This window comes from Bifidobacterium subtile (genome assembly GCF_000741775.1).
GTDB classification, from domain to species: Bacteria; Actinomycetota; Actinomycetes; order Actinomycetales; family Bifidobacteriaceae; genus Bifidobacterium; species Bifidobacterium subtile.
The window spans coordinates 1-14949 of record NZ_JGZR01000011.1; the positions used below are offsets into that span (position 1 = coordinate 1).

At 66.5% G+C, this 14949-nt stretch carries 14 protein-coding genes, 1 other RNA gene and 1 pseudogene; 12 read left to right on the forward strand and 4 right to left on the reverse strand.

The features are described 5' to 3' along the window. On the reverse strand, positions 1–199 hold a 199-nt coding region (locus BISU_RS13235), incomplete at its 3' end, for a hypothetical protein (RefSeq protein WP_034533059.1). A gap of 41 nt (positions 200–240) precedes the next feature. Between BISU_RS13235 and BISU_RS09435 the strand changes: the two genes are divergently transcribed. The 3 genes from BISU_RS09435 to BISU_RS09445 are packed head-to-tail and all read left to right on the forward strand — an operon-like array spanning position 241 to position 3962. Next, entirely contained in the window at positions 241–1704 is a 1464-nt protein-coding gene (locus tag BISU_RS09435; protein ID WP_024463533.1) for an SCO6880 family protein, read from the forward strand. Between the two features lie 9 nt (positions 1705–1713). Further along, positions 1714–2496: a hypothetical protein gene (locus BISU_RS09440; RefSeq protein ID WP_024463532.1), complete on the forward strand. Its 783-nt coding sequence runs from the start codon at positions 1714–1716 to the stop codon at positions 2494–2496. Beyond that, a complete protein-coding gene (locus BISU_RS09445) occupies positions 2493–3962 on the forward strand; it encodes an ATP-binding protein (RefSeq protein ID WP_024463531.1) in 1470 nt (489 codons plus the stop codon). The genes BISU_RS09440 and BISU_RS09445 overlap by 4 nt, the downstream gene beginning before the upstream one ends. A gap of 2 nt (positions 3963–3964) precedes the next feature. Here BISU_RS09445 and BISU_RS09450 read toward each other — a convergent pair whose 3' ends face one another. Next, positions 3965–4507: a class I SAM-dependent methyltransferase gene (locus BISU_RS09450; RefSeq protein ID WP_202805587.1), complete on the reverse strand. Its 543-nt coding sequence runs from the start codon at positions 4505–4507 to the stop codon at positions 3965–3967. A gap of 197 nt (positions 4508–4704) precedes the next feature. Here BISU_RS09450 and BISU_RS09455 point away from each other — a divergent pair, with 197 nt between their 5' ends. The 6 genes and pseudogenes from BISU_RS09455 to BISU_RS13600 all read left to right on the forward strand — a co-directional run. Then, on the forward strand, positions 4705–5208 hold the full coding sequence (locus BISU_RS09455; RefSeq protein WP_033502968.1) for a hypothetical protein: 504 nt from the start codon (positions 4705–4707) through the stop codon (positions 5206–5208). 23 nt (positions 5209–5231) lie between these two features. After that, complete coding sequence (locus tag BISU_RS09460) at positions 5232–6974, forward strand: type IV secretory system conjugative DNA transfer family protein (protein ID WP_177170069.1); 1743 nt, start codon at positions 5232–5234, stop codon at positions 6972–6974. A gap of 80 nt (positions 6975–7054) precedes the next feature. Then, a complete protein-coding gene (locus tag BISU_RS09465; RefSeq protein WP_033502969.1) occupies positions 7055–7501 on the forward strand; it encodes a single-stranded DNA-binding protein in 447 nt (148 codons plus the stop codon). Between the two features lie 11 nt (positions 7502–7512). Next, positions 7513–8109, forward strand: coding sequence for a hypothetical protein (locus BISU_RS09470; protein WP_024463527.1), 597 nt, complete (start codon positions 7513–7515; stop codon positions 8107–8109). Next, complete coding sequence (locus tag BISU_RS12610) at positions 8106–8315, forward strand: hypothetical protein (RefSeq protein WP_033502970.1); 210 nt, start codon at positions 8106–8108, stop codon at positions 8313–8315. Before BISU_RS09470 ends, BISU_RS12610 begins: the two co-directional genes overlap by 4 nt. 188 nt (positions 8316–8503) lie before the next feature. Then, positions 8504–9544: pseudogene (locus tag BISU_RS13600) on the forward strand (recombinase family protein); the annotation flags it as partial. Positions 9545–10139: 595 nt separating this feature from the next. On the opposite strand, the gene ssrA reads toward BISU_RS13600, so the two are convergent. Beyond that, positions 10140–10533: a transfer-messenger RNA gene (gene ssrA / locus BISU_RS12180) on the reverse strand. A gap of 98 nt (positions 10534–10631) precedes the next feature. On the opposite strand from ssrA, the gene dtd reads away from it, so the two are divergent. Next, positions 10632–11144, forward strand: coding sequence for a D-aminoacyl-tRNA deacylase (gene dtd, locus BISU_RS09480; RefSeq protein WP_024463525.1), 513 nt, complete (start codon positions 10632–10634; stop codon positions 11142–11144). A 117-nt stretch (positions 11145–11261) separates the two neighbouring features. Here the strand turns inward: dtd and BISU_RS09485 are convergent, their stop codons facing one another. After that, positions 11262–12095 carry an IclR family transcriptional regulator gene (locus BISU_RS09485; RefSeq protein ID WP_226839149.1) on the reverse strand — a complete coding sequence of 278 codons (834 nt, stop codon included), beginning with the start codon at positions 12093–12095 and terminating at the stop codon, positions 11262–11264. 360 nt (positions 12096–12455) lie between these two features. Here BISU_RS09485 and hutH point away from each other — a divergent pair, with 360 nt between their 5' ends. Then, a complete protein-coding gene (hutH, locus tag BISU_RS09490) occupies positions 12456–14000 on the forward strand; it encodes a histidine ammonia-lyase (RefSeq protein ID WP_033503019.1) in 1545 nt (514 codons plus the stop codon). Positions 14001–14297: 297 nt separating this feature from the next. Then, on the forward strand, positions 14298–14915 hold the full coding sequence (locus BISU_RS09495) for a GNAT family N-acetyltransferase (protein WP_202805588.1): 618 nt from the start codon (positions 14298–14300) through the stop codon (positions 14913–14915). Positions 14916–14949 lie beyond the last annotated feature (34 nt).

Sequence of the window (14949 nt, forward strand, 5' to 3'; positions counted from 1 at the left end):
CCGGACAGGCCGAGCAGACCGCCGATGCCGCCAACCAGACCGGCAGCACGCCGCCACCTGCGTCGCCGCCGTCGAACGCGCCCACACGCGCACCCTCAGCGGCACCGTCATCGTCCGCCCCACCGTCGGCCCCATCGACGCCTCCGTCTTCATCGGGCAGTCCGAGTGCGTCGCGTGGCAGCGAGCCGCCGCCACCCACACCGCCCGTCCCACGCACCCCGCCCTCGAAGGAGTAAGACCATGAGCAGCAGCGACAGCACGCCGTCCACCGAGCTGGTGCCGGTGAAGTTCTCCCGCCTGACCCGCAGAGGCATCCTCCTGGGCCTCTCGGCATCCCAGCTGACGGTGCTGGCTGTGGCGGTGGCGACGATCGTGACCGCGGTGTACGCGGGCGGGGGCATGATGCTGGCCTACACCGCGCCCATCTGGGCGGCCTGCGTCGCCCTGACCTGGATACCCGTCGCGGGCCGGCCCCTGGTGGAGTGGCTGCCGGTCGGCTTCTGGTGGTTGTGGAAGACCACCGGCGGGCAGCTGCTCTACCGGCGCCGGATCGTCACGCCGCGCCCCGAGGGCACGCTGGCCCTGCCGGGCGACATGGCCCGACTGCGCGAGTACACCGACCCCGCGAGCGGGGCGTGCATGATCCACGACCCCCACGGGACCACGCTGACCGCCATCTGCGAGGTGTCGCATCCCGCGTTCATTTTGCTCGACCCGGGCGAGCAGGAACGCCGCGTCACCACCTGGGGCCGGGTGCTCGCGACCGCGTGCCGCTCCGGGCGCATCGCCACCGTGCAAATCTTGGAGCGCACTTTGCCGGATTCGGGGACCGGGCTGGCCGAATGGTGGGCCCAGCACGGCACCCACGACCAGTCCTGGGCCTCCACCACCTACGCGGAGCTGATCGAGCGGGCTGGCCCCGCCGGGGAACGCCACGCCACGACGATCAGCCTGGCGTTGAACATGCGGGCGGCGGCCCGGCAGATCAGGACCGCCGGCGGTGGCATCAAAGGCGCCGCGGCCGTGCTGCGTCAGGAGATGGGGACGCTGACCACCGCACTCAGGTCCGCGGACTTGAACCCGTCGGGATGGCTGACCGCCGGGGACGTGGCGGTGATCCTGCGCTCCTCCTACGACCCCGCCATCGCCGCCGCCCTGGAGCGCCACGGGTCCATCGGGCGCGAGCTGGCCACGGCCGGCCCGGTCGCCGTCACCGAGACCTGGGGCGGTCTGCGCACCGACTCCGCCCACCATTGCGTGCTGTGGATCAGCGAATGGCCGCGCTCCCTCGTCTATCCCGGGTTCCTGGCGCCCGTGGCGCTGTCGAGCGGCATCCAGCGCTCCCTCAGCCTGCTCTACACGCCCCTGCGCTCGGACATCGCGGCGCGGGACATCAGGAAGAAGAAGGTCGAGTACATCTCCGACGCCACCCAAAGGGCCAGGATCGGCCAGATAGAGGACGCCTCCCAGACGGCCGAATACCACGACGTGCTCCAACAGGAATCCGAGCTCACCGCCGGCCACGGCGTACTCCGATACTCCGGTCTCATCTCCATCAGCGCACCCAGCGAGAGCGAGCTGGAGTCTGCGGTTGCGGCGATCGAGCAGGCCGCCATCCAAGCGAGCTGCGAGACCCGGCGGCTGGTGGGCCAGCAGGCCCAGGCGTTCACCGCCGCAGCCCTCCCACTCGCCAGAACCATCTAGGGAGACATCATGCCTACGTTCCACGACCCCATTGCCGATGCCGCGGAGGCGTCCGAAGCCCTGCGCGGCCTCGCGCGCGCCAGCGGCGTGTTCGCTCGGCCGGCGGACATGTACCGGGTGCTGGGCGAGCTGTCCGCCAGTATCCGCCACCTCCACCAGATCGTCGAGCAGGTCGCCGCCAACCACGAAACCCGCGTGTCGTTCGCGTTTGACGATGCGGGCAGCCACGAGACCGGCGTCCGCTACGCGCTGGACGCCGCCGAGCAATTGCGCCGGGCGGCCCGGCTGCTCGACCAGTCGTATGACCGGCTGGCCGAGGGATTCAGCGCGGCCGGCCGCGTCGCCTGGCACCGCGAGCCCGCGCCAGACACCGATTCCAGCGTGGTGCTGGAGCGGCGGTGGGTCACCGTCGTCTTCCTGCAAGGCGAAGAGGCCGACCAGGTGCTCGACATCATCCAGACTGATGGCGTCGATGCGGCGGTGGAGCATCTGGCGCATTGGGACTATGGACAGGAGACCGACAGCGCCGCCATCGTCAACGGGGATGTCCGGGATGCGATCCCGGCTGGGGTGCTCGACAGGACCGCCGAATCCGGCGAGTACACGCTGACGTATAACCCGTTCATGGGCCACGTCGCCCTCCACCGCCACCCCGAAATTGATGCGGCCGAGGAGACGGCATCTCCGCCCGAACCCCAGCCGGAGCCGCCGCCCCGCCGGACACGGGCCGTCACTCCCTATGAGCCGACGCGCCGGCCGGCGTCCGACACTCCTCGGGGGCTGGGGCTATGAGCGAGGAGAAGCTGCACACCACCGTCCTCGTCTCGCCCGCACACGAGAAGCGCAAACTGCGCAAGCAGCGCCGCCAAGCCGCCGCGAACCTGCAAGCCCAGCAGCGCCGCGCCGAACAGGACGCCACGCGGGAACGTCGTGAGGCGGAGCGGGCCGAACGCAACGCCACCCGCTACCTGCCCAAGGCCGGCGAGCCCGGGCCCGCGATGCTGCGCAGCCCGGGCCGTTTCCGCCTGCCCCGCCATCAGGACACCTCGGCCGTGCTGGCGGGCCAGTACCCGTTCCTCGCCGAAGGAGGATTGGGCGCGGACGGCGTGTTCGTCGGCGCCGACCTCTACTCGGGCGGCTCGTTCGTGTACGACCCGTGGCAGCTGTACAAGCAGGGCGTCATCACCGCGCCCAACCTCATCGTCGCCGGCATCGTCGGCTCCGGCAAATCCTCCCTCGCCAAAAGCCTCTACACGAGGTCGCTGCCGTTCGGACGGCGCGTCTACATTCCCTGCGACCCCAAAGGCGAGCACACCCCCGTCGCCCAGGCCGTGGGAGGGCGGGCCATCATCCTCGGCCACGGCCTCACCACCAGACTCAACCCCTTGGACGAGGGCCACCGGCCCGCAGGATTGAGTGATGAGGCGTGGGCGTCCACCGTCGCCTCCCGGCGCCGCGACCTCCTCGGAGCCCTCGCCGAAACCGTCCTCGGCAGGCCCCTCACCCCGTTGGAACACACCGCCCTGGACGCGGCCCTGACCGCCACCGTCCGGGAGAACACGGTGCCGATCCTGCCCATGGTCGTCGACCGGCTCTTCACCCCCGACCCCCACGGCGACGACGGACGCCTCGCCGAAGACGGGCGCTTCGTCGCGCACGCCCTGCGCCGCCTCGTCGCCGGCGACCTGGCGGGACTGTTCGACGGGCCCTCCACCATCGCGTTCGACCCCTCACTGCCCATGATCTCCCTGGATTTGTCGCAGGTCGCGGAGAACACCGCCTTGTTGTCGGTGCTCATGACCTGCGCGTCCGCGTGGATGGAAGCCGCATTGCTCGACCCGGACGGCGGGCAGCGGTGGATGATCTACGACGAAGCCTGGCGGCTCATGAGCCACCCCGCTTTGCTGCGCCGCATGGACGCCCAATGGCGATTGGCACGCCATTACGGGATCGCGAACATGCTCGTCTTCCACAAGCTCACCGACCTGGACACCGTCGGCGACCTGGGCTCCGCCAACCGGGCGCTGGCCACGAGTCTCTTGGCGAACGCGGAGACGCGCATCATCTACCGGCAGGAATCCGACCAGCTCGGCATCACCGCCACCACCCTCGGCCTGACTGGCACCGAACAGAAGCTCCTGCCCACCCTCTCGACCGGGCAGGGCCTGTGGCGCATCAAAGACAGGTCCTTCGTCGTCCAGCACCAGATGCACCCCAACGAACTCGCCCTCTTCGACACCACCAGCCGCATGGGCTAGAACTACGGGTGCTCGTTGACGGGTTTGCGCCAGACCATCAGATAGCGCCAGTAGACAAGGCGTTTCACCTGCGAGCCGGGCAGAACTCTGCCCGCCAGCGACGCGACCTGCCGCGTGGTCAACGGCGGGTCCATGACAACGGGCATGGCCTCCGATTCTGTGCCTTTCGGGAAGCCGCGCTCCAAGCCGAGTCGTCTGCGGATCGTAAACATGGCCCCCAGCAGTCGGTGGCCGATGGCTGCGGCTATTTCGGCGGGAAGCTCATGAGTGAGATCCCTGCGCGGCAGGGCGATCGCGGCAAGCACTCCGCCCGGGCGCAGACATGCTGCAATCCTGGGCAGGACGATCTCCAAGTCCATATGGTGCAGCGCGCTGATGGAGAACACCGCATCGTATTCGTCGGCAGGCAGCTGGACAGATGCCACGTCGCCGAGAATGCAGCGGACGTTGCCTGGTGTGCTGGCTTGCGCACGCTCGATCATCTCAGGCGAACGGTCAATGGCGTCGACCGTCTGCACTCGTTCCGCCAGCTCTCCAGCGAACATGCCCGCGCCTCACCCCACGTCCAGCACCCGCCTGGAACCCGCCGGCAAATACCGCAGCAGCAGGCTGTGGTAGTAGGCGTTATGGTCCCAGTCGAGCATGCTCAAATTCTAGATGTCGAACCAGACCCGACCACCTGCGCACGCACCGACCGGCCCGTAACCCAGCGCTCTGGCAGTCGCTCGCGTACCTGCCGGGTATGAAGAACCAGCCTGCATCATCCACGCCCGTCACGATTCCCCTCGTCGTCCTGACCGTCCATCGCAACGGCACGATCACCGTCACCCGGGACGGGACCGTGCTGCCGCCGCCCGCGCACTCGACGTGGCGGCGCTCCTCGCTGCCCGAGATCATCGAGGCTGCTTCCGAGCGGCGGACGGTCCCGGTGTGGGTGGAGGTGCACGAGACCGACGGCACCTCGTTCACCGACCTGTTCCCAGCCCAACCAGAGCCCCGCCACCACGAGCCGGCCGCAACGCCGAAGCCGCGGCACGCCGCACCCGACCCGCAGCTCACTGAGATGCGCGCGGAGGGGTTCGTTCCCGGCGAAGACATCGCCATCGCCCCCATCACCGGGCATATTGACGCCGGCAAGGACGGGACCGTGCAGGCGCTCATCGACCCGACGGAGCATCCCGGGGTCACCGAGGTGGTGCTGGTGGGCCGGGTGTCGGGCACGCTGGCGGTCAGGCGGCTCCGGTGAGCCAGCCGCAGCGTTCGGGGTCGATGGGCGACGAACTGACCAACGCGGCCATCATCGGCCTGCTCGCCCTCGCGGGTTTCGCGCTTGTCCTGCGCGGGGCCGGCTCCGCCGCGGCATGGATTACTCGCATTCCGCAGCCGACTGGCGGGCCCGCCTCCGGCATCCGGGTGCTGCTTCATCCCACGGACCCCGGCACCGCCCTCGGCGCAGCCGAGCTGAACGCGGTCGTCTACTGGGTGGTCACGGGTCTCATGCTGACCCTCATCGGCACTGCGGCGATATTCATCTGGCTGCGGGTGCGCCGGTTCACCAGTGCGGTGGAGGCCGATCCGCGGCGCATGGCCGGCGTCGCCACCCGAGGTGACATCACCGCCACCGCCTCCACGAGGGCGTTGCTGAAACGCGCCGCCAGCCTGCGCCCGAGCCTGGACTCGCCGAAGCCACGGGATGTGGGCTATCTGCTGGGCAGGTCGAGGGGCGCGGGCGTGTGGGCGAGTGTGGAGGACTCGATCATGGTCATCGGCCCGCCCCGCTCCGGCAAAGGACTCCACCTCGTGATCCCGGCGATATTGGACGCGCCGGGCGCAGTGGTGTGCACTTCGACCCGCCCCGACAATCTCACCGCCACCATGCGCGCCAGAGCCAGGATCGGGCCGGTGGCGATCTTCGACCCCCAGCATCTGGCCAAGGGCCTACCCTCCGGGATGCGCTGGTCGCCCATCCGGGGATGCGAGAGCCCGCAGACCGCGATGATCCGCGCCACCGGCCTGGCCGCAGGAACAGGACTCTCCTCGGGCGGCGTAGACTCCGGCGGCTTCTGGGAAGGCAAGACTCGCACCGCCTTGCAAGCCCTATTGCATGCGGCGGCCATCGACCAGCGCAGCCCGGCCGAACTGTTCCGCTGGACCCTGGACCCGGTGGCGGCCGCCGACGCCGTGGCGATCCTGAACGCAGCACCGGGCGCGGCGACGGGGTGGGCGGAGTCCTTGCAGGCCATGATCGACTCCGACCCCAGAACAAGGGATTCCATCTGGCAAGGCGTCTCCCTCGCCCTCGGCTCACTGGCCGACCCCAGAGTCCTTAATGCCGTGTCGCCCGGGCCGGGCGAGAGCTTTGATCCCGAGACCTTCATCCGGGAACGCGGCACCCTGTTCCTGCTGGCGACCGGCAGCGGGGCCGGGGCCTCCGCCGCCCTCGTGGCCGCCCTGGTGGAGGATTTGATCGAGACGGCACGGCGCATGGCGGCGCGTTTGCCCGGCGCCCGGCTCGACCCGCCCCTGCTGCTCGCCTTGGACGAGATCGCCAACCTCAGCCCCTTGCCGTCCCTGCCCACATTGATGGCGGAGGGCGGCGGTTCCGGGATCACGACCATGCCCGTCTTGCAGTCCCTCTCGCAGGCCAGGGACCGGTGGAACGAGCACCAGGCCAGCGCGATCTGGGACGCGGCCATCGTCAAGGTCATCCTGGGCGGCGCATCCGGCTCGCGCGACCTCCAGGACATCTCGAATCTCATCGGGGAACGCGACGAAACCACCGATTCCGTGACCCTGGGCGACCACGGCTCTAGGTCGAACCAGCGCTCGATACGTCGGGTGCCGATCCTGCCGCCCGACCGCATCCGCCGCCTGCCCTTCGGCACCGGCATCGTGCTGCTGCGTTCCGCCCCGCCCATCATCACCGACCTGCGGGCATGGCACACACGCCCCGACGCGCGACAGCTGACCGTCGACCGGACCGCAATAGAAGCGCTCCTGCGGCAGGGCTGAGCGTCCGGGTCGCATCGACCTACCTGTCTGGCACAGCAGCCCGAAGAACGGGCTGCATGACCAGATAGGGAGCAACGCTCATGGCAAGGATTCAGACCCAGCAGGCGGTGGCCGGTTTCGTGGCCTCCGACCCGCAGCTGTCCTACACGGAGAAGGGCGACGCCCGGCTCTACTTCAAGCTCGGCATCGAGCACTACCGGCGCGAGGACGACCAGACGTTCACGAAGCTGGAGACCACGTTCCACGACCTGGTGGCGTTCAAGGCCACCGCCGAACAGGGCCACGACCGGCTGGCCAAGGGCGACAGCATCATCGCCAACGGTCGGGTGCGCGACTACTCCTACGAACGCGACGGCCAGCGCTTCGCCGGAGAGGAGTTCGTCGCCACCCGCATCGGCCACGACATGGCCCGCACCCGCTACGAAGTCGACCGCACACCCCGACAGAACACCGTCGCCCAGCAGGGCGTTGCTCGTGACGCGCCCTCCCAGCGCGCCGAGCACCCAAGCCCGGCCATCGGACTGTGAGGGGGCGCATCATGAGCGAGGACGACTACACGCCCGACACCAACCCCGAAGAAGCCGACGGGCAGGACTACGCGGACAGCCCCGAGCCCTCCACCTTCGACGCCCGTCCCGACCTGCCCGAGCCCCCGCACCCCATCAACTGGAACCTGCTGTCCGCCACCGACCTGGAGGCGGAGCTGCTGGAGCTGAACCGGTGGGTGGACTGGCTGCGCCACACCTACGGGCTTCCCGCCAGCGTGATCCCGCCGATGTGGCACCGGCACCCCGAACTGCTCTGGGAGCTCTCCGCCCTCCATCTGAGCTGGCTGGCCGCCTACGACCCCGAGCAGAACGCCGCCGCCCCCTTGGGTTGGCACCGTGACTTCGCCGACGCGCGCACCCGGCTGCGCGAGTGGGTCGCCACCAGCGGCACCCGGCTGGACCGGGACCGGCCGACCCGCCAGACCAGCTGGCCCGGAGAACGGCCCGCCCCGCCGGTCGAGGAGACCACCATCGTCAACCGCGACCAGGACTTCGTGGACTTCATCATCGACGAGGTCGCCAAACGTCAGGCCGCCGAGGACCGGTTCTACGCGGGAGCGGACCCGGAGACGGGAGAAGTGCAATGAGCCGCAAACGCAGCAAAGGACGCAGGACCCCGCCGGCGCGGATGCGCGACTACCGGATTGAGGCGCAGCTGCGCGAGGAACCGGACCTGCACAAGCTCGCCCAGGTCATCATCGGCCTGGCCATGCAACGGGCCAAGGCCGAACGCGACGCGCAGGAACCGGGTCATCCGAACGCTGGTGCGCGTCCGGATGACCCGGTAGAATAGGAGAACATACAAGCCAGCGGTCGTGCTTTCGAGTGCGACCGCGGTGCGCAGTCATGTTGAGCCTTCGGGCATTACGAAGGAACCCCTCCTGCGGGACGGGTTCCGGGTCATGTTTCCTAACGAGTCGCACCGCGCGAGCGGTTGCCGCCGCCTGCGTCGGCCCCATCGTTGGGTAAGGAAACACGATCATGACCATCACACAGAACCCCGCGACCGAAGCCCCCTCGCGCCAGACCACGGCGTTGGCGGTCTCGTATCTGCGCGTCTCGACCAAGGAGCAGGCCGAGCGCGGCGGCCGACAGGAGGGCTTCTCGATCCCGGCGCAGCGGCAGGCGAACCTGCGCAAGGCCCGCGAGCTGGACGCCATCATCGTCGAGGAGTTCGTGGACGCCGGCGAGTCGGCGCGCAAGGCCGACCGGCCCGAGCTGCTGCGCATGATCGAATACGTCAAGGCCAACGATGTCACGTACTGCATCGTGCACAAGATCGACCGGCTGGCCCGCAACCGGGCCGACGACGTGACCATCCATCTTGCGTTGAAGGAGGCCGGGGTCACGCTGGTGTCGGTGACCGAGAACATCGATGAGACGCCCTCGGGGCTGTTGGTGCACGGCATCATGTCCTCGATCGCCGAGTTCTACAGCCGCAATCTGGCTACTGAGGTGTCCAAGGGCATGACGCAGAAGGCGGTCACCGGCGGCACCTCGGGCAAGGCCCCGGTCGGCTATCTCAACGTGCGCAAGCGCGACGAGCTGGGACGCGAGATACGCGGGGTCGAGCTCGACCCGGAGCGGGCGCCGCTGATCAAGTGGGCGTTCGAGGCGTACGCGACCGGACGGTATTCGACCATCACGCTGCGCGAGGAGCTGATCGACCGGGGCCTGACCAGCGTTCCGACACCCAAGCGCCCGGCCAAGGCTCCGGCGCTGTCGTCGGTGCACCGCATCCTGTCCAATCCCTACTACAAAGGGCAGGTCACGTTCAGGGGCGCGGCCTACGACGGCCTGCACGAGCCCTTGGTGTCCAAAGAAATCTGGTACCGTGTCCAGGCGATCCTGACCGATCATCACCTCTCCGGGGAGAAGACGCAGGCCCACGACCATTATCTGAAAGGCAGCATTTATTGCGGTGAGTGTGATTCCCGGCTTATCTTGAGCAATGCGAGGGGCAGCCAGGGCATCATCTATCCGTATTTCCTGTGCTCGGGCCGGCATTCCAAGCGCACCAAATGCGAGCGGCATTCCATGTACGTGCCCGACATCGAGGCCGCCGTCGAGGACTACTACCGGCGCATCGAGATACCCGAGCACGTCGTCGTCGCCTTGCGCGAACTGGTCGTCTCTGAGTTCGACCAATTGCATGACATCGCCCGCCGGGAGCGCCACGCCTACGAAGCCGAGCGAAGCGACCTGCTGGACGAGCGAGGCAAGCTGCTCCAGGCCCACTACGCGGGAGCCATCCCCATCGACCTGCTCAAGAGCGAGCAGGAGCGCATCAGCCGGCGCCTGGCGTTCCTGGAGGTGCAGATCGAGGCCGGGGACATGGAATACGACCAGGCCAAGGCCCACCTGGACGACTGCCTGACTTTGGCGGGCAATTGCTACAAGCTGTATATGAGTCAGGATGATGCGCTGCGACGGACCTGCAATCAGGCGTTCTTCGAGAAGCTGTGGGTGCGGGACGACAGTCGTGTCGAGGGGCGATTGGGGGAGCCGTTCAATATCCTCTTCGACCCTGAAATACAAAAACTCGCCCTCCGCCGCAAGGCGGAGAGCGAGTCGGGAAATCAAACTTCATTCGTTGCCAGTTTGAACAACGAACATCTGGTGGAGCTGCGGGGAATTGAACCCCGGTCCGATGACCGTACCCTCAGTCTTCTACGTGCGTAGTCTGCCGGCCGTGTGGCAATTTTTCTGCTCCCATCGTGTCGCAGACGACCGATGGCGGGCATAGCTGCAGAAAAAGTCCCTGAAACGCCCTGCGGCGCAGCGCTTCAAGCAAGTCCTCTTATAACGCCCAACATCCCCCCGAAGACACGAAGGAGTGGACGGAGCAGCTGCTCACTGGTTAATCCTGACTAAAAATCAGGCAGCGAGAGCGAACTCAGTGCGATTAGATTTAGCACTTAATTGTTTGCAGGGGTCATCCACGAGCGGACCCTGCGTTCTCGGCACGCTTCCCTGCGACGAACAGGTCACCGTCGAAACCGATCAGCCCCATATTGAATTATCAAACCCGGCTTTTCGGCCGGACATTTCACTATATACCGAATTGAACAAATATGCCAAATGATTGCCTCGACTATGCTGTGAGAATATGAAAGTCATCTTGCAGCGTGTCAGCCGAGCTAGCGTCGATATCGAAAGCGTCGAGATGCAGGGCACCGATCTGCACAACGCCGACGCCGGAGACCAGCATGACGCGCAGCCCTACCATGCCGCCATCGGCACCGGATACGTGCTGCTGGTAGGGGTCGCCGACAGCGACGGCGAGCGCGAGGTGACGTGGCTCGCGCATAAGATATCGCATCTGCGCGTGTTCGAGGACGAACAGGGCAAAATGAACCGCTCCATCCATGACGTGAACGGTCAGGTGCTCTCGATCTCGCAGTTCACGCTTTTCGCCGACGTCAGGCGTGGCAATCGTCCCAGCTTCACGACAGCTGGAAAGCCTGACCATGCCAGGCGTGTCTGGCTGGCGTTCAACGAGTCGCTGCGCACCGAAGGGCTTACAGTGCAGGAGGGCCGCTTCGGCGCGCACATGCAGATCGCCCTAGTCAACGACGGCCCCGTGACCATTGTCTTCGACACCGAGGAGATAGGACTGTAAGTAAGACAGCTCCGAATGCTATGGTCGCATCACAACTCTGGGCACGGCGTCGACCTTTTGTCAGTATCTGCAAATAACTCCTGCACGCAGCGCCGTCAGATGCGTTTCGCGTCTGCCTTATTGCAGATCGCGCGACAGCTCTTCGCCGGCGAGTTTCAGCCGATTGCGCAGCGCGTCGAGTCGCTCGGAGCCCAGAGCATTGCTGACGAAGGTCAGCGCCAGTCCGGCGATGGGGTAGCCGTTGTAGTCGCGGACGGCCACTGCGTAGGAATCGAAGCCGGGGGTCACGTCGCCATGCTCTTCGGCGAAGCCTGTCAGCCGTATCGCGTTGAGCAGCGTGCGCAGGTCCCTAGGGGATTTGGGCCCGACGCCGGTGCGATCGACGAAGGCGGCGCGGTTGGGGTAGAGCGCATCGACTTGCGCTTGCGACAGTCCTGCGAGCATGGCCCGGCCGCTGGCGGTCAGATGACTCGGCAGCCGCACGCCGACGCCGGAGACCAGCGGCGGGCGGACCGCGGCTCGCTCCTCAAGCACGTAGACGATCTGCGAGCCATGCAGCACCGCGAGATGGCCGTTCTCGCCCGTGTCGTCCACGAGTCTGGCCAGCACCGGATGGGCGATGCGCGAGACGCGATGCTGGCGCGAATAGGCTGACCCCATTTCGAAGGTCTTGAGCCCGATGCCGTAGGTATGCCGGTCCTTGAGACAGGTCACGAAGCCGTGGCGTTCCAGCACGTCAAGCAGCTGATAGACGCTCGAACGAGGGATATCGAGCGTCTGCGCGAGCATCGCCGCCCGCGTCTCGCCGTGCGTGGCGATGAATTCGAGAATATCCAGCGTGCGCTCGGCCGCCGGCGTGACGCCATGCGCATGCGGTGAATCGGGCAGGCGCTGCCCTGATTGTTGCGCAGCCGCGTTGCGTTGCGGTGCGTCATTGTTCGTCCCGTTCACTGCAGTGGTCCCATTTCATAAGTCGCATGATCGTTACAGACTAACTGTCTGATATTTCGGACACAAAATCAAGCCATGCCGAATCGCGCCAACGCGCGTTCGGCGAGAATATCGCACAGAGACATAACAAGGCACGTGCGGATTGCACAGCATGACGTATTGCGTCGGCACATATTTGTGCACAGAGCAGATAGGTCATATTGCATGTCGCACGCCGCAATCGTCCTGTGCGGCTGCCCTGCATCGCGCAGCGCAATTGGGCAGGACAATGGTGCAACGCGGTCTAACCAGCCGTGCACCGGCCTGCACGAGAAAATGAGGAAACGAGGAACATTGAGCATCGAACAGTCGCAGCAGCAGATGCCAATCAGCGTCGGCATCGGCGCATTGAGTATGGAGGACGTCATCGCGGTGGCGCGGCACGGTGCCAAGGTCGCTATCGACGAGCGGGCCCAACGCGAGATGGCCCTGAGCCGCGCGATTATCGAAGACCTGGCTGGCGACACGGTGCCGCATTACGGCATCTCCACTGGTTTCGGCGCACTCGCATCCACCTCGATACCGCGCGAGCAGCGCTCGCAGCTGCAGAAGAGCCTGATTCGCTCGCATGCCGCAGGGGCCGGCCCTGAGGTCGAGCGCGAAGTGGTGCGTGCGCTGCTTGCGCTGCGGCTGTCCACTCTATGCACTGGACGCACCGGCGTGCGCCCTGAAACCGCGCAGGTCTACGCCGATATGCTCAACGCCGGCATCACGCCCGTGGTCTACGAATACGGCTCGCTCGGCTGCTCCGGAGATCTCGCGCCGCTTGCCGCCTGCGCGCTCGTGGCTATGGGCGAGGGCGAGGCCTATGACGCCTCCGGGCGCAAGGTGTCTGGCGGCAAGGCCCTCGCTGACGCCGGCATCACGCCCGTGGATTTCAAGGAAAAGGAAGGGCTGGCGCTGGTCAACGGCACCGATGGCATGCTTGGCATGCTGTGCATGGCCATCGCCGATCTGCGGCTGCTGCTCAAGACCGCCGACATCGCCGCTGCGATGAGCGTGGAAGGTATGCTGGGCAATGATCGTGTGTTCGCCGCTGATTTGCAGGCGTTGCGCCCGCATAAGGGGCAGGCCGCCGCTGCCGCGAACATCGCCGCCATGCTGCATGGCTCCGGGCTGATCGAAGCGGGCAGGCCCGGTGCGACCGTGCGCGTGCAGGATGCGTATTCGCTGCGCTGCACTCCGCAGGTGCACGGCGCGGCCCGCGACACGGTGGAATACGCCGCATCGGTCGCCAATATCGAGCTTGGCTCGGCCATCGACAACCCCTGCGTGACCCTTGACGGCCGCGTTGAGTCCAACGGCAACTTCCATGGCGCTCCGCTGGCCTATGTGCTCGATTTTCTGGCGATTCCCACGGCCGATGCGGCGTCGATCAGCGAACGGCGCACCGACCGTTTCCTCGACACATCGCGCAATCGCGGGCTGCCGGCGTTCCTGGCGGGCGATCCGGGCGTGGATTCCGGGCTGATGATCGCCCAGTACACGGCTGCCGGCATGGTTTCCGAGATGAAGCGCAATGCAGTGCCGGCCTCCGTGGACTCGATCCCCAGCTCGGCCATGCAGGAGGACCATGTCTCGATGGGGTGGGCCGCCGCGCGCAAGCTGCGCCGCTCGATTCCTGCCTTCGCCCGCGTGCTGGCCATCGAGCTCATCTGCTCCGCACGGTCGTACGACTTCCGCAAGCCATACCAGCCTGGCGCTGCCGGTGCTGCTGTGTATCAGGTGGTGCGCAAATCCGCAGGCGAGGTCGGCCCGGAGAGGCGCGATATCTGGACCACGCCGCAGATCGAGGGCGTCGCCGCGTCGATTATGAGCGGCGAGGTGCTCGCCGCCGCGCAATCGGCCGTCGGGGCGCTGCGCTGACGGGTTGAGCGACAAGCCTCGCGTTGCGCGTAACCAATCTTGCGTCGTGCGGCACAACCTGCCTTGCGCTGAGGGAGACAATAGGGCTTGGTGGAAGCTCAAGGGCCACGGCCGCAAGCTTTGGCTACAGGTGCAATGCGGTGTTCTCGTGGTTCCTGCAAGGGCGTTGCTGCAGCGCACACGTGCATTCGGCTGATTGTCGGATGCTCCGTCGCATCTGTGTCCGGCCTACTATGATCGGGACTGTTTGCAGCATCCGCGCATGGGCGTGGGCACGGGAGTCAGGGAAGGTTTGGCATGACCGAAGCGATTGACGATAATGATGGAGCGATGCGCGGCGATGCGCATGCGATGAGCCGTTTTGCATCAAGCTCGGCTGAATCCACGCTTGGTGCTGACGACAAGACTGCTGAAGCTACTGCTACTGCTGCTGATGTTGATGCTGACGCTGCGGACGGCATCGCGCTGAGCTTCGCCGACACGCGCGATTTGGCTGCGGAGCAGCTGGTGGAGATCTTGCGCGAGCGAGTGCGCGTCTTCGTGGTCGAGCAGACTTGCCCGTATCAGGAGGTCGATGACAGGGATCTCGCCGCTCGGCACGTCATGCTCAGGTGCGGCGGTCGACTCGTCGCCTACGCGCGGATTATCCCGCACGATGACGGCGTGCATATGAGCCTTGGACGGGTGCTTGTCGTCAAGGAGTTTCGCGGCCGCGGGCTGGCGCGCCGGCTGCTGCGCGCGGGAATCGATGAGATATGGCGGCTCTACCCGGGCACCGGCATCGAGATAGCGGCGCAGCACAGGCTCAAGGACTTCTATGGGTCCTTCGGCTTCACCCCGGTTTCGCCGGTCTATCTGGAAGACGGCATTCCCCATGTCGATATGGTGCTTGAGACCGAGGCCATGCACCAATAGGCTATGGACCTCGGCGTTCCGTAGTGCCGATTAC

What these genes read in the sequence shown, in the direction of transcription:
- BISU_RS09470 (WP_024463527.1), top strand. Translation starts at nt 7,513, where the DNA reads ATGAGCGAGGACGACTACACGCCCGACACCAACCCCGAAGAAGCCGAC.
- BISU_RS09495 (WP_202805588.1), top strand. Translation starts at nt 14,298, where the DNA reads ATGACCGAAGCGATTGACGATAATGATGGAGCGATGCGCGGCGATGCG.
- BISU_RS09440 (WP_024463532.1), top strand. Translation starts at nt 1,714, where the DNA reads ATGCCTACGTTCCACGACCCCATTGCCGATGCCGCGGAGGCGTCCGAA.
- BISU_RS09455 (WP_033502968.1), top strand. Translation starts at nt 4,705, where the DNA reads ATGAAGAACCAGCCTGCATCATCCACGCCCGTCACGATTCCCCTCGTC.
- BISU_RS09450 (WP_202805587.1), bottom strand. Translation starts at nt 4,507, where the DNA reads ATGTTCGCTGGAGAGCTGGCGGAACGAGTGCAGACGGTCGACGCCATT.
- hutH (WP_033503019.1), top strand. Translation starts at nt 12,456, where the DNA reads ATGCCAATCAGCGTCGGCATCGGCGCATTGAGTATGGAGGACGTCATC.
- BISU_RS09435 (WP_024463533.1), top strand. Translation starts at nt 241, where the DNA reads ATGAGCAGCAGCGACAGCACGCCGTCCACCGAGCTGGTGCCGGTGAAG.
- BISU_RS09465 (WP_033502969.1), top strand. Translation starts at nt 7,055, where the DNA reads ATGGCAAGGATTCAGACCCAGCAGGCGGTGGCCGGTTTCGTGGCCTCC.
- BISU_RS09445 (WP_024463531.1), top strand. Translation starts at nt 2,493, where the DNA reads ATGAGCGAGGAGAAGCTGCACACCACCGTCCTCGTCTCGCCCGCACAC.
- dtd (WP_024463525.1), top strand. Translation starts at nt 10,632, where the DNA reads ATGAAAGTCATCTTGCAGCGTGTCAGCCGAGCTAGCGTCGATATCGAA.
- BISU_RS12610 (WP_033502970.1), top strand. Translation starts at nt 8,106, where the DNA reads ATGAGCCGCAAACGCAGCAAAGGACGCAGGACCCCGCCGGCGCGGATG.
- BISU_RS09460 (WP_177170069.1), top strand. Translation starts at nt 5,232, where the DNA reads ATGGGCGACGAACTGACCAACGCGGCCATCATCGGCCTGCTCGCCCTC.